Annotated in this window: 11 protein-coding genes; 6 read left to right on the forward strand and 5 right to left on the reverse strand. The window is 39.0% G+C overall.

The features are described from left to right. Positions 1 to 73 precede the first annotated feature (73 nt). The 5 genes from IUZ65_RS06290 (at position 74) to IUZ65_RS06310 (ending at position 9,073) form a co-directional block, all read left to right on the forward strand. Positions 74 to 1,687 (forward strand): methyl-accepting chemotaxis protein, encoded by a 1,614-nt coding sequence (locus IUZ65_RS06290; protein WP_195702932.1) that lies wholly within the window; start codon positions 74 to 76, stop codon positions 1,685 to 1,687. A gap of 316 nt (positions 1,688 to 2,003) precedes the next feature. Further along, entirely contained in the window at positions 2,004 to 2,960 is a 957-nt protein-coding gene (locus tag IUZ65_RS06295; protein WP_195702933.1) for a helix-turn-helix domain-containing protein, read from the forward strand. A 101-nt stretch (positions 2,961 to 3,061) separates the two neighbouring features. Further along, positions 3,062 to 4,135 carry a GGDEF domain-containing protein gene (locus IUZ65_RS06300; protein ID WP_195702934.1) on the forward strand — a complete coding sequence of 358 codons (1,074 nt, stop codon included), beginning with the start codon at positions 3,062 to 3,064 and terminating at the stop codon, positions 4,133 to 4,135. Positions 4,136 to 4,673: 538 nt separating this feature from the next. Continuing rightward, positions 4,674 to 6,791 (forward strand): methyl-accepting chemotaxis protein, encoded by a 2,118-nt coding sequence (locus IUZ65_RS06305; protein ID WP_195702935.1) that lies wholly within the window; start codon positions 4,674 to 4,676, stop codon positions 6,789 to 6,791. Positions 6,792 to 6,955: 164 nt separating this feature from the next. Further along, positions 6,956 to 9,073 carry a methyl-accepting chemotaxis protein gene (locus tag IUZ65_RS06310; RefSeq protein ID WP_195702936.1) on the forward strand — a complete coding sequence of 706 codons (2,118 nt, stop codon included), beginning with the start codon at positions 6,956 to 6,958 and terminating at the stop codon, positions 9,071 to 9,073. Positions 9,074 to 9,129: 56 nt separating this feature from the next. Here the strand turns inward: IUZ65_RS06310 and IUZ65_RS06315 are convergent, their stop codons facing one another. From IUZ65_RS06315 to mnmA, 4 genes are all read right to left on the reverse strand, one after another. Continuing rightward, the gene (locus IUZ65_RS06315) at positions 9,130 to 9,636 is read right to left on the reverse strand and encodes a GNAT family N-acetyltransferase (protein WP_195702937.1); all 507 of its coding nucleotides are present in this window, start codon (positions 9,634 to 9,636) and stop codon (positions 9,130 to 9,132) included. A gap of 81 nt (positions 9,637 to 9,717) precedes the next feature. Further along, complete coding sequence (gene purB, locus IUZ65_RS06320) at positions 9,718 to 11,088, reverse strand: adenylosuccinate lyase (RefSeq protein WP_195702938.1); 1,371 nt, start codon at positions 11,086 to 11,088, stop codon at positions 9,718 to 9,720. Between the two features lie 33 nt (positions 11,089 to 11,121). Then, positions 11,122 to 11,739, reverse strand: coding sequence for a high frequency lysogenization protein HflD (hflD, locus tag IUZ65_RS06325; protein ID WP_195702939.1), 618 nt, complete (start codon positions 11,737 to 11,739; stop codon positions 11,122 to 11,124). A gap of 36 nt (positions 11,740 to 11,775) precedes the next feature. Continuing rightward, positions 11,776 to 12,885: a tRNA 2-thiouridine(34) synthase MnmA gene (gene mnmA / locus IUZ65_RS06330; RefSeq protein WP_195702940.1), complete on the reverse strand. Its 1,110-nt coding sequence runs from the start codon at positions 12,883 to 12,885 to the stop codon at positions 11,776 to 11,778. Positions 12,886 to 13,073: 188 nt separating this feature from the next. Here mnmA and IUZ65_RS06335 point away from each other — a divergent pair, with 188 nt between their 5' ends. Then, entirely contained in the window at positions 13,074 to 13,343 is a 270-nt protein-coding gene (locus IUZ65_RS06335; RefSeq protein ID WP_195702941.1) for a hypothetical protein, read from the forward strand. 39 nt (positions 13,344 to 13,382) lie between these two features. Here IUZ65_RS06335 and IUZ65_RS06340 read toward each other — a convergent pair whose 3' ends face one another. Beyond that, positions 13,383 to 14,063 (reverse strand): pseudouridine synthase, encoded by a 681-nt coding sequence (locus IUZ65_RS06340; RefSeq protein WP_195702942.1) that lies wholly within the window; start codon positions 14,061 to 14,063, stop codon positions 13,383 to 13,385. Between the last annotated feature and the right edge of the window lie 167 nt (positions 14,064 to 14,230).

Below are 14,230 nucleotides of genomic sequence, written 5' to 3' on the forward strand. Positions count from 1 at the left end.
GTCATTTACATTTAACTTATAGTTTTATTATCAAGATTAGTTAGTCTAATGTTATATGTTTGGTGTTGAATTTATGAAATTAATGAGAATGGCATTTAATGCTCTAGGGTTGAATAAAATAAAGTTTCAACTGTTGCTGCTTATTTCTGTACTTATAGTATTCGGTTTGATCGCGATGAGCCTAATTTATTTTGGTATGAAAGCTGACGCATCAACTATTAATTTGGCAGGAAAACAAAGAATGTTGTCTCAACGAGTGGCAAAGGAAGTGTTATTTATTAACTCGGGTATGGGAGATGTAGCCGAAGTTAACACTACCTTGACCATTTTCGAATCGTCAATGCAATCTCTAATGTATGGCGAGGATAATAGAAATATATCACCTCCGCTCACCGTTGAAATATTGTCACAGCTTAAAAAAGTAGAACGACTATGGTCCAATTACAAGAGTGATATTTTGAGTTTAGTTGAAGAAAAAATGAACTCGCCTGAAATGAAAAATAAAATAATAAATAATATTTTTATAAACTCTCCTGTAATACTCAGAGAGATGAATATCGCAGTATTATTGATGGAAGATGCTAGTAATAGACGCGTCAAAAATAACATGTTAATAACATTATCTATTATTTCTATTTTATTATTTTTGTCCATTGTATTGTATTTATACGTAGACAGATTTTTGACTAAACCATTATTACCAATTGGTGAAGCTTTGAGAGAACTTAAAAACGGTAATCTTACTAGGTATCTTCCTCAGTTCGAAATAAAAGATGAAGTCACAGTTCTTTATACAGACTATAATGAAGTATTATCAAGTATTAATAATATACTTAACGATGTTGTTATTTCAAGCGAACAATTAACTGATGCTAGTTTGCATTTAAAAGATCGAAGTAAAGAAAATACAGAGTCAATGGAGGCTCAATATCAAGAAATAGAGCTGATATCCACAGCAATGAATGAATTTAGGTCAACAGTGGGGGAGATAGCCAAGCGTAGTGCTTCAACTTTAGATAGTACTAATGTAGCATCTATTAAATCAACAGATGCGAGTGACATGATGAAAGGTGCACTACACAGTTTTGAATTGCTCCATACAAATATTCAAAATGCAAGTAGCTCAGTAGATGAATTAAACAAAGATACCTTGAATATAAATAAAGTACTAAAAGTAATAAAAGATATTGCTGAACAGACAAACTTATTGGCTCTAAATGCAACTATTGAAGCCGCCAGAGCTGGTGAATATGGTCGCGGGTTTTCTGTCGTAGCAGACGAAATTAGAGGATTAGCAAGTAGGACTGCAAATTCTACTAGTGATATACAAAATATGGTGAGACAGTTGCAAGACCAAGCTTCACTTTCTGTACAAGCTATGATTGTAAGTAATGAACAAGCTGAAATAGGAATAGGGCATATTAACCGTGCCTATACTCAACTCGAAGATACTGTCCTTTCGATGTATACAATTAATGGAATGAATCTCGATATAGCTACAACAACGAAAGAGCAAAGTATAATTACAGATGATATTAATCAAAGGATTACGACCGTTACTGAAAGTTTAAAAAAGTTAAGAATGAACGTAGGTAAGAATCAAGAACTATCAGAACATCTGTTATTGCTTGGAAGCACTCTAACTTCCAATACTGCACGGTTTTCAAATCATCCTACAAGATTTTGAACAATGTATTGCAGGCTTGTACCATTGAATCGTAGTCCAAATACACAGCGATTGTATGTAGGTCAAATCTTCAAATCTGAATTTTTAAGTCATGGATGCAACTACAGAAGAGTAACTGAATGGGAACTTTCTATTTTACCTTTATGAAATCCGTTAAATTGTACATTTTTCGCAAGTCTTACATTACTAATGAGAATAGTTATTTAAATTTATATCATTTAGAATTATAGTTGTATTCGTTAAGAGGATCTGACTTTGCATAATTGGTTTGGTCTTAATCATGCGAACCTGCTAATTAAATATTAGCTAGGAGTTGATGGTGGATAAAATAAGACATATAAAAACTGACATAGACGATTTCGCTACTTCATTGGGGCACCTAGATCAAGATGTTAAACAGCTTTCAGGAAAAACTTTTAATTTTTCGAGTGATTTAGTGATATTGCCAAAACTTTCATTATCAAAAATTGAAATAGGTCGTTCGGCTATGTTTCATGGGGCATGTAATCCTAATTATGTGTCATTCACTATCCCTGTTGATAGAAAACCAATAAGGGTTAACGGCATAACAGTTTATTCAACTAATCTCTATATCATGCCTCCAACTGAAGAGATTATTGCTCTGTTTGAATACGGCCTTATAGGTTATCATTTTGCAATTGATATGGAATATTTAAAAGAATTTATAGAACGTAAAACTTATGATGAATTTATAAAAAATGCAGAGAAAATAAGGTCTGGCAAGGTCATCATTAAAGACCTAGAGCTAATTAAGGATGATATCATAAAAGTTATTAATTTTACTGTAAGTCAACATAAATACTTATCTGGTGTCGTCATTGAAGATATCCAAGATAGAATATCCAATTCCATACGATTATTTTTTGAAAATAGTCATAGGACACCAGAAATAAACATCTCCTATAACAAAAGGAGGGCTATTGTAATAAGAGCTTTAGATTTCATAAAACAAAGTGATAGCGTTTATGCCTCTATACCAGAAATTGCCAAATACTGTTTTTGTAGTGTGAGAACATTGGAGTATGCCTTTAAAAAAGTATTATCATTAACGCCTAAACAGTATCTGATATCACGTAGATTTAATATGATAAATAGAGATCTAATCTTGAATGAAAATATTAGCATTGGTGAGATAGTCGAAAAATACGGAATAGTAAACAAAGGAAGATTTAGTCGAGAATACTTTGATTTCTATGGAGAGTACCCAAAAGACACAAGAAAAAAAAAGAACATTATCTCCGGTTTATTTTGATGATATTCTAATTACTGATTTTGTTATAATGTTATCACTGTTTTAAGTTTATTATATTTTCGGATTGTCTATTTGCCATCTGTTTAGGTTAAGTTATTATAATGATTATTAAGCTGGTAAGGAAATTTAAATATATTGCGGGTAATCTATTGTTTTTTGATTTTATTGGTGGCTTTATTAATAATAGATTAAGGGGGTTTTGTAATTATCTTTACTCCTTGGAACTTTTAAAGTATGAGAGAAATAGGTTGCTTTCGAGTGTATGTTTAAGGTATAATAGTGAGCTTATGAGTGAACTTTCTAATCTATTTTCTCACTCAGTTGACTGTGTGTATATTATTGCTCTTCCTACTTTGACTGTTCACGGATTTAATAAAAATTTTTGTAAACAATTAAATTATACATATTTAGAAACGTCTAAATTGACTGTATATGATATTATGCCATCAATACTAACATATGACGACTGGCATAAATTGGAAGATTTAGTAGACTCTGTTCATAGCCTGACTTATGAGGGATATCATATGGACAGTGATGATAACTTGATACCAATCGAATTTAATATATCCAAAGTGAATGAATGTCATTGTGAAGAATGCTATGAGAAATGTTATATCGTTGTTGCTAGGGATATCAGAGAAAGACGATTGAATGAGGAAGCTTTGTGGTTTAAAGCAAATATAGATTATTTAACTAAAGTCCCCAATCGTAGACTTTTTGATCATAAAGTGAAAAATTCAATTGAACGACATGGAAACAATGATACTTTTTCAGCAGTATTGTACGTTGATCTAGATGGATTTGGCATGATTAACGAACGATATGGACATTCAATTGGTGATTTTGTTTTGACTACAGTAGCAAATCGACTAGAGAATTGTATTGAGATTTCTGATTGTATTTCAAGGTATGGCGGTGATGAATTTGTTATAGCACTTTTCGGACTGGATAGTGAGATAGCCCTAAAAAATATACTGAAAAAAATAATATTTGAATTTGAAAGGGATATATCGACTGATAATAATACGATTCAAATTAGCGTAAGCATTGGTGTTTATTATGCTCCGGTGAAAAAATTTAGCTTAGAAAGTTTTGTCAGTAAAGCCGATTCAGCAATGTATGATGCAAAAAATTCAGTTGGAATTTCTATTTCATATTTCAAGCATGATTAAACTATTAACACTGACCATTCATAAGCTTACTTTGGTGAACTGACGGCGCCTTATTATCAATTGTCCATCAAAACAGTAATATAGCCGAGAGTGGTTCTCCAATGAGTCGATATAGTCTTGGTAACAATGGATCTGAATTGTAGTTGCTGATAAATATATAAATACGATTAGCCCTTAGGGTTTACGTTGATAACTTCCGACCAAAATCGTATATCGTTTATACCCCTTACTTTTCTTTCGTGATCGCTAACCCTGATTTCTTTCTATTTTCTCAGCAGGTCAAATGACATGTTGACATAAAAGTGCTGTTTCTTCGATTGTCTATCGTCTGGCTCATAGAATAGATAACATGCTCGTTTCAAACGTGAAAACTGTGATCGATAAGTGCTAGTGGAAACGTTTTCATTCAAAAAGGAACAATTCTGTGGTTAATTTGTATAGGAACAAATAGTGACCAGATTGTCATTATTCTATTAGGTTTATAGTCGATAACGACGTCGGTAATAGATTTGATGAGTTAAATTTATAGGGCATAAATATGAAAAAGTTATCCGTTCAATGGAAGATCACCTTTCTTTCTGGGCTTTGTCTGATACTTACTTCCATCGCACTTATTAGCTTTTCAGTTTATAACGCCAAACAGAATCAAAATATCATTAAAGAAAGTAGTGCTGAGTCGGTGATCAAGAAGTCGACTAAGATCTTAGAAAGTGAGTCTCAACTTAATTCTGTAGAGATACAAAAATACCTATCTGAAGCCTTTTACCGCGCCGAAATGATGGTAGAAACGGCTCTGCTCATGAAAGAGAATGCCGAATTTAATGAGACTTCGAGTGAAGAACTTAGGATGGCGCAAGACGAACAGATCAGACGTTCAGTTGAGCGATTTGATACCCTACAAAGTGCATTCCTCGTTTTCAATAAGAATGCATTGGACGGAAGAGATGACGAGTTCATGGGTGCCGATTATGCTGGTTCAAACGAGATAGGTCGATTTGCCACGTACTGGGCAATAAACGTTGAAGGGACGAAGGCTCTCTCTAATATCCTTTATGAATCACTATTAGTTGAAGAGAGCAATCGCGAGCGTTTTACCTGTGCTTTGGAATCCAAGAGTAGCTGCTTGAGCACACCGAGGTTTAGTGACTATGGTGATATCAGTACATTAACAACGACGATATCTATGCCAATACTTGCTGATAACGAAGTTATAGGGTTTATGGGGATTGATCTTAAGTTAGACAACCTAATTGCAATGGCAAAGCAGACAGACAAAAACCTCTTTGATGCAAAAGGCTCGGTGTCGATTCTAACTGACCAGACAATGGTTATCGCCAGCGATAACCCAGATATAAAGATTGGCGAAACCTATCACAGTACGCATATCTCAGATTCTGATATGAACGGATTAATCCGCCAGAAAACGGTTGAGACACAATGGTCGCAAGACGGTGATTGGCTAGTGGCCTATGCGCCAATCAATATCGCGAACAAGACATGGGCTGTTTTATTAGAGATGCCAAAGTCTAGTGTGATTGCGGATGCAGAACACCTAGATCGCATAATTGAACAACAAATTGATAAAGGTATCGTTGCTGAATTGGTGGCGGGAATCGTCTTCATTGTGGTTGGTTTTGTCATTATCGCCATCGCGGCATTAAAACTGGTCGCTCCCATCAGAACGGTAGTGGCGAGCTTAAAAGATATCGCTTCTGGCGAAGGTGATCTGACGCAGCGGTTAGAAGTAAAATCCGAAGATGAAATTGGTCAGTTGGCGAATAACTTCAACCTATTCCTAGAAAAACTACAAGGAACAATTAAAGAAGTTATTCAAACGTCCAATCAAGTGGCAGATACTACCGCTAAAGCCGAACAGGCTGCGACTCAGATTAAAAATAGCAGTGACTCACAGTTTAAAGAGGTTGATTTGGTCGCTACGGCTTCAGAAGAGATGACTCAAACTGCGGGACTTGTTTTTCAAAATGCGGATATGGCGGTCAATTCGGCGACTAAGGCCAATAAGGCGGCGACGGAGAGCCAACAGGTCATCGAAAACTGCGCCGTTGAAATGAGTCGTCTGGTTGAGCAGATGAGTAATGCAGTACCAATTGTTGAAGAATTAGCGAAATATAATTTGAGTATTACCGAGATCCTTGCCGTCATCGAAGGTATTTCCGAACAAACAAATTTACTTGCCTTAAATGCGGCCATTGAAGCGGCGAGAGCAGGTGAGCAGGGCAGAGGGTTTGCGGTGGTTGCAGACGAAGTAAGAAACCTAGCAAGTCGTACAAAAGATTCATTGAGCGAAATAGGTAGTGTGATTGATAATATTCAATCCGGAACTAAACAGGTCGTTGCTGTTATTCATAGCGGAAATGAGTTGGCAAATAATACCTCGACTCAGGTAGTACAAGCAGTAAGTGAGCTGGGCTCTGTGTTTGAAGCAATTTCTGAAATAACAGATATGAATACTCAGATAGTCCGAGCAGCAGAAGAGCAGCAAGCGGTATCTACGGAGGTCAATCAGAGCGTTTCTAATATTCGCGATCTAAGTGCTGAAATTTTAGGGCAAGCGAGCTCTGCAGAAAAAGTTGGCAAGGAAATCGCCCATATTTCTATAGAACAACAAACTATATTGAATCAATTTAAAGTGTAGTATTCACAAGTGTTATACAAATAAAGCGCAGGAAACTACTTTCTGCGCTTTTTTGTTTTTAATAGTTTGAAACAAAAGCAAATGTAATTAAACTTATCGATCAAAGTGTCGATAACTATTTACTCTCTGTATTAACGCTCATTCGCTACGTAAAAGGATTTAACATGCGGTCAATGTCTGTTCAATGGAAAATTTCCCTGCTCTCAGGGTTGTGCCTTGTTTTGACTTCCATATCCCTCATAGGTTTTTCTGTTTTCAATGCATATGAAAACCAAAAAACGATAAAAACGTACAGTACCGAATCAGTCATCTCTAAATCAGAGAAACTGCTCGAAGCTCAATCACAACAAAATGCGACAGAAGCGATCAAGTATCTTGATGAGGCTTTGAATCGTGCAGAAATGTTGGCCAAAACAACACTATTTTTGCAACAGAATGCAGAGGATAACTTTACCTCTAGTGAGGTATTAAGAACCTCATTGCAAGATATGTTACGTCAATCTGTAGAAAGTTTTGACGCAATTAAAAGCATCTATTTAGTGTTTGAGCAAGACGCCTTAGACAGTGAAGATAGCAACTATCATGGTGCAGATTATGTTGGATCCAATGAAATTGGACGGTTTTCGACACATTGGCGCCAGATGGAACCCGGAGGTGATGCGGTTTCTAGTGTATTGTCTGAACAGGAATTAACCGATCAAGCCAATGCAGAAAAATTTGTCTGTCCGAAGAAAACGGCACAGAGTTGTATCTCGACACCTTCTTTCACTGATTTTTCTGGTACACGTGTATTTACGTCCTCAATCTCGTATCCACTAATTAAAGATGATGAAGTTGTCGGCGTATTAGGGATCGTTTTAAACCTGAGTGATCTACAAAATATTGCACTTCATACGGATAAAAAACTCTTTGATGCAAAGGGGAAAGTCTCCATTTTAAGCGCAAATGGGACACTGGTTGCCAGCGATGAAATGGAGAGTGAAATAGGAAAGAGTTTTTCTGCTACGAGTATTTCTAACGATGAACTCAAGCGCTTTCTTAGCGCTGCGGTTCTACAGACAACGTGGAGCCAAGATGACAACTGGTTGATTGTGTTTGCCCCTGCAGAGATTGCAAACCAAAACTGGGGCGTTCTGCTTGAGATACCCGCTGAGAGTGTATTGTCAGATGCGAATCAATTAGATGATGCAATTACCAAGAGTATTAGCAATAGTGTTAGCTCTGAAATAATGGTCGGCGTTTTTCTAGTGGTTATTGGGTTGAGTATTATCGCCATCAGTGCACGTGCCTTAGTTAAGCCGATAAAAGAAGTGGTCACTCGCTTAGAAGATATTGCTTCTGGTGAAGGCGATTTAACCCAGAGAATTGAGGTTAAGAGCCGGGATGAAATTGGTCAGCTCGCCGACGGATTTAATCATTTTTTAGGGAAGCTACAAACGACAATTAAGCAGGTCGTCGACACCAGTTCTCAAGTCGCGACGATGACCACGGAAGCGCAAGATGCGGCGATCTTCACTCGCAATAACAGTGGTTCACTATTTAAAGAAGTAGACTTAGTGGCGACGGCTTCGGAAGAGATGACACAAACTGCTGGGCTTGTCTTCCAAAATGCGGATGTGGCCGTCGTCGCGGCGACGAAAGCCAATGAAGCGGCCACCCTCGGACAAGATGTTATTTCTCGCTCCTCGGTGGAGATGGATAGGTTGGTTAGCCGCATGAGTGCAGCCGTACCAGTGGTAGAAGAGTTAGCGTCGAATAATGTTAGCATTACAGAAATTTTAGGTGTGATAGAAGCGATCTCTCAACAGACAAATTTACTCGCTCTAAACGCTGCAATTGAGGCGGCGAGGGCAGGCGAATATGGTCGTGGATTTGCGGTAGTTGCTGATGAAGTTCGCAATTTAGCAAGTAATACCCAATCGTCAGTGGATGAAATCAAACAGATGATTGAGAGGGTTCAGTTGGGCACTAAGGACGTTGTTAACGCTATTCAAGAGGGTAATGACCTCGCGATGAATACATCGACAGAGGTACAAAATGCTGTTGAGAAGCTAAATGCCGTATTTGAAGCTATTGCAGAAATTAGTGAGATGAATAGTCAGATAGTGCGGGCGGCGGAAGAACAACAATTGGTATCGACGGAAGTAAACCAGAGTGTTTCTAATATCAGAGATCTTAGCGGGCAGATATTGAGCCAAACGGAGTCTTCGGAATCTATTGGTAGGCAAATTGCTGAGCTTTCCGCTGAACAGCAAACACTAGTAGGACAATTCAAAGTCTAGTTTGATGTGTTCGATAACGCCTCATAATAAAAAGAGGAACTCAACTAGTCGACGCTTTAAAAAGGAGCGCCTTCAAGTTTAACCGGTTCTTTCGGCCAGTGGGATGTGATACCGCACGCCATTGCTTTGACTGGTTTCCATTGCCCGTCTAAAAATATAATTAGGTTGGTGACATCTTGGTACCCGTTTGAGTTATAGATGCAGTAATCACCAAACAGTATTGAAAAATGAATGCCTTTTTTTTCTAGCTGTTTGTGAATATGGTCCAACATGTTATGGACTAAACCTTGCTTGCGATAACGGGGTAGAACGCATACTTCAGCAATCCCAGCGACGGGTAGTTCAACATCATCGATGATAACGTTTTTTTCATGTACAGCGATGTGGGCGACGATGTTTTCAGAATTGTCGAGAACAAAATAGCGATGCGGCGGCATTTCGTTGAAAAATCGTTGTTGGCTAAATATCGCCGCGTCTTCTGCAAAACAGGTGCTCAAAATATACCGGAGTTGTGCATCGATAACGGGAGTCACATCCTTATCGGCGATGTATTGAATGTTCATTTAAGTCACATAGTTAATTGGATTGAAAATAAAAAAGGTTGCTAACCATCAGCAACCTTTCTAATTCGTTACGCTTTAAGATTATAGCTTATCTGTTAATTCGATAGCTTGGCCAATGTAATTAGCGGGTGTCATCTCTTTGAGGCGTACTTTCTCGTCCTCAGGTATTTCTAAGCCGTCGATAAAGCGACGCATCGCTTCGCCATCCACACGTTTACCACGGGTTAACTCTTTTAGTTTTTCGTAGGGCTTTTCAATACCGTAGCGGCGCATGACAGTTTGAACTGGTTCGGCTAACACTTCCCAGTTTTTGTCTAGTTCCGCAAGAAGTGCAGCGCGGTTAATTTCCAACTTGCTAATGCCTTTAAGCGTAGAAGTGTAAGCGATAATGGCATATCCACAACCCACGCCGAGGTTTCTAAGTACCGTCGAGTCGGTAAGATCCCGTTGCCAGCGAGAGATAGGTAGTTTTTGGGCAAGATGACCAAAAACAGCGTTAGCAAGTCCCAGATTACCCTCTGAGTTTTCAAAATCGATCGGGTTTACTTTATGTGGCATTGTAGAAGAACCGATTTCACCTGCAATCGTTTTTTGTTTGAAGTGACCTAAAGCAATATAACCCCAAACATCACGATCAAAATCGATAAGAATAGTATTAAAGCGAGCGATAGCATCAAACAATTCAGCTATATAGTCATGCGGTTCAATTTGAGTAGTATAAGGATTCCACGTTACACCTAATGACTCAGTGATAAACGTTTCACTAAACTCATGCCAGTCAACGTCAGGATAAGCCGATAGATGGGCGTTATAGTTACCTACAGCACCATTGGTTTTTGCCAGAATCTCGACATTTTGTATCTGCTTATATTGACGCTCCATGCGATAAGCAACGTTTGCCATCTCTTTACCCATGGTAGAAGGAGACGCAGGTTGACCATGGGTACGTGATAGAAGAGGAATATCTCTGTACTCTACGGACAGGGCTTTTATCGCATCAATAATGTTGCGAAGTTCTGGCAGAATAACCGTCTCACGCGCTTCTTTAAGCATTAATGCATGTGAGGTGTTATTGATATCCTCAGAGGTACATGCAAAGTGGATAAACTCATTTACCGCATGCAGCTCAGGTACGTCCGCTACCTTCTCTTTTAAGAAATATTCAACGGCTTTAACATCATGGTTTGTTGTGCGCTCAATGTCTTTGATACGTTGAGCATCGGCTTCGCTGAAATTTGCGGCGAGTTCATCAAGGAACTGGTTTGCTTCGGCACTGAATGCTGGTACTTCTTTTATTGCATCCGTTGCAGAAAGCTTCTGTAACCAACGAATTTCAACGATAGCACGATACTTTAGTAGACCGTACTCGCTGAAGATACTGCGTAACGCAATCGTTTTACTTCCGTAACGTCCGTCTACGGGTGAAACAGCAGTCAATGCTGACAGTTCCATGGTGATTCTCCTGAATAAAGTGGGTGTTAGATGTTAAAGTCGAGCTAAAAGTATTTGTGCCTGTTCGACCATTTTTTTACGGCCAAATACCATATGGCGACGCTTACCACCAACCTGTCTCCAAAGTACAGTACTACGGATGCCAGATAGCAAAAGAGCGCGAACTTTGTGTTGGTTAGTGGTTTGCTGTAATACGGATGGGGTGCCAGTTACTTGAATACGAGGACCAATGGGGCTGATTACCTCGAGGTAAATACTTGCTATGTTGCTTATCATCTGCTCATCGAAAAGGTCAAAATGATTCACCTGGCGTTCAATCATTTGAATGCGTTCACCTAACTGTGCCATCGCTTCATTCTTTTCATTTAGCTTGCGTTCTAATGCCATCAAACTGATGATGTAGCGAGTGACTTCACTTCCGGCTGGTGTACTGTCAATGCCTTTTACCATGCACTCAAGTCCGATCTTTAAGTCAGACTCTCGACCGTAAACCTCCAGTGTGTTGGAAGGATTAGTATTGATAATAGCTTTAACAGAAGCTTCAAACGCGTCAGTATCACAATAACCGTCTTTTGCTACCTGTTGGACTAGTGCAACAGCTTGGCATATGCCAGCAAAAGCAATCGTACGATCATAAAGTGTATTTGCCACGTAGAGCTCCTAATAAGGTGTTAAATTCGTTTTGAATTAAATTCTTTGTTCAATGATACCACCACCAAGGCAAATATCATTTCTATAAAATACCGCAGATTGCCCCGGTGTCACAGCAACTTGTGGCTCGTCAAAGATTACTTTGATATTTTCGTCGTCGACAGGGATGATTGTACATGGAATATCTTGTTGACGATAACGTGTTTTTACTGTGCAACTCATTGGTTCTGAAATTACACCTTTGTCTACCCAATGTAACTGTGATGCGAGCAATCCAGTTGATTTTAGAAGCGGATGGTCAGCCCCTTGAACTGCAATCAGCACATTTCGCTTTAAGTCTTTGTCAGCAACATACCACGGATCTTCATTACCGCCACCACCTTTCTGGCCACCGATATGTAAGCCTTTACGCTGGCCTAGCGTGTGGTACATCAGCCCTTGGTGCTCGCCAATTACTTTTCCATCAGACGTTTCTATCTGACCCGGTTGTGCGGGCAAATAGCGACCAAGGAAATCGGTGAACTTTCGTTCACCGATAAAGCAGATACCTGTAGAGTCTTTTTTCTCAGCCGTAATCAGGCCTTGCTCTTCCGCGATACGGCGGACCTCTGGTTTTTCTAGCTCACCCACGGGGAAAAGGCTTCGTTCAACCTGTTCGTGGCTCAGTGTATACAGGAAGTAACTCTGGTCTTTGTTGCCATCAATACCACGCAACATCTGTGGTTTCTTCCCTTGTTGTGGGAAGGTTCGACGGACGTAATGTCCCATGGCAATATAGTCAGCATCAAGGACTTCATCGGCAAACTCTAGAAATGCTTTGAACTTAATCTCTTTATTACAAAGAATGTCAGGGTTTGGCGTACGTCCTGCTTTATATTCGGCTAAAAAGTATTCAAATACGTTATCCCAATACTCGGCTGCGAAATTAATGGTATGAAGATAGATACCTAGCTTGTCACAAACCGATTGGGCATCAGCAAGGTCTTCAGCTGCAGTGCAGTACTCTTCACCATCATCTTCTTCCCAGTTCTTCATAAACAGGCCTTCTACTTGGTAACCCTGTTGTTGGAGAAGATAGGCAGATACGGATGAATCTACACCGCCGGACATTCCGACAATGACTTTCTTTTCGCTGTTATCAGACATTGTTTTTTACCACTAAGATCATACGGGCGATGATTCTACCAGAAAGATTTTAAAGGATACAGTTTAGCGACGCTGTTCACAGTTTTTGAGCTTCCAAGAAGAGTAAAAATTGAATTGATGTGGAATTATTTTCGAGTTTTAGCAATTATCTGTCATAGTTTAATCAGAATTTTAGAAGAGACAACAAAATGACCGAACAAAATGAATTTATGGGTGAAGCTGAATTGCTCGAAACGATAGACAATCAGTTGGCAGATGGACAACCAAAAAAAGTCACTGAGACTTTAATGAGGTTAATGATGACTGGGTCATCAAAGGAAGATGCTAAAGCGATGATGGCCTGTGCATTAACGATAGAGATATTTGATGTGATGAAAAACGATGGTAAGTTCGATGAGAAACGCTACGCACAACACCTTGATATGCTGCCTGACTTAAGCTTCATGCAAGGGGAGTAGAGTCGCCACAAACGGTTCAATCACATCGTTAATATCGTGTTATTGCATGTCAATGACTCGGAACTCACCGGGTTTCAGATCTTGAAGATTTTGGTTTGCCATTGAATAACGGATAAGTCGTAAAGTAGGGTGGCCAATATTTGCGGTCATTCTACGCACTTGGCGATTCCTCCCTTCATAAATCGTAATCGATAGCCAAGTCGTCGGGATTGCGGCTCTAAAACGAACCGGCGGATTTCGCGGCCATATATTCGGTTCGTCCATCACTTCGATGATCGCTGGAAGCGTTAAACCATCTTTTAATTCGACCCCCTTTCTAAGTTTATCTATGTCCGACTCTTTTGGCGCTCCTTCGATCTGGACCCAATAGGTCTTAGGTGATTTTGAGCTCGGTTGAGTTAACTTTGCTTGCAAGATGCCGTCATTAGTTAAGATCATCAATCCTTCGCTATCTCTATCTAACCTGCCTGCCGCGTAAATATCTTTAATGGGTATATAATCCGCTAAGGTTTTTCTTCCTTCTCCGTCGGTAAACTGGCTTAAAGTATCGTAAGGTTTGTTGAACACGATCACTTTTCTTTCTTCCGGCGAGATAGTTGGCTTAGTCCTGCGACTCTTGGCTCTGCTTTTACTCGAAGAAACAGGGAGTGCGTGTTTAAAATGCGAAGAACTCGACTTATTGAATTGTTTGGATTTAGTGCATTTTAACTGCGAAGACATGTTAACTACCTTACATTTATGTAAACAAATTGTGTGTAAAAGTTTGAATATTAGGAAAACTAAGCTATTATTTTTGCGCCGAAAATATGGATTGCTGCACGTTATGATAAACTAACTTACGTTGATTGTTTAATTATAACGATGTAACTGCTTATGGAGTGGTCAAG

Origin of the sequence: Vibrio sp. VB16, assembly GCF_015594925.2 — a bacterium.
Classification (GTDB): domain Bacteria; phylum Pseudomonadota; class Gammaproteobacteria; order Enterobacterales; family Vibrionaceae; genus Vibrio.

What these genes read in the sequence shown, in the direction of transcription:
- IUZ65_RS06335 (WP_195702941.1), top strand. Translation starts at nt 13,074, where the DNA reads ATGACCGAACAAAATGAATTTATGGGTGAAGCTGAATTGCTCGAAACG.
- IUZ65_RS06295 (WP_195702933.1), top strand. Translation starts at nt 2,004, where the DNA reads ATGGTGGATAAAATAAGACATATAAAAACTGACATAGACGATTTCGCT.
- IUZ65_RS06290 (WP_195702932.1), top strand. Translation starts at nt 74, where the DNA reads ATGAAATTAATGAGAATGGCATTTAATGCTCTAGGGTTGAATAAAATA.
- IUZ65_RS06310 (WP_195702936.1), top strand. Translation starts at nt 6,956, where the DNA reads ATGCGGTCAATGTCTGTTCAATGGAAAATTTCCCTGCTCTCAGGGTTG.
- purB (WP_195702938.1), bottom strand. Translation starts at nt 11,088, where the DNA reads ATGGAACTGTCAGCATTGACTGCTGTTTCACCCGTAGACGGACGTTAC.
- IUZ65_RS06300 (WP_195702934.1), top strand. Translation starts at nt 3,062, where the DNA reads ATGATTATTAAGCTGGTAAGGAAATTTAAATATATTGCGGGTAATCTA.
- mnmA (WP_195702940.1), bottom strand. Translation starts at nt 12,885, where the DNA reads ATGTCTGATAACAGCGAAAAGAAAGTCATTGTCGGAATGTCCGGCGGT.
- IUZ65_RS06305 (WP_195702935.1), top strand. Translation starts at nt 4,674, where the DNA reads ATGAAAAAGTTATCCGTTCAATGGAAGATCACCTTTCTTTCTGGGCTT.
- IUZ65_RS06315 (WP_195702937.1), bottom strand. Translation starts at nt 9,636, where the DNA reads ATGAACATTCAATACATCGCCGATAAGGATGTGACTCCCGTTATCGAT.
- IUZ65_RS06340 (WP_195702942.1), bottom strand. Translation starts at nt 14,063, where the DNA reads ATGTCTTCGCAGTTAAAATGCACTAAATCCAAACAATTCAATAAGTCG.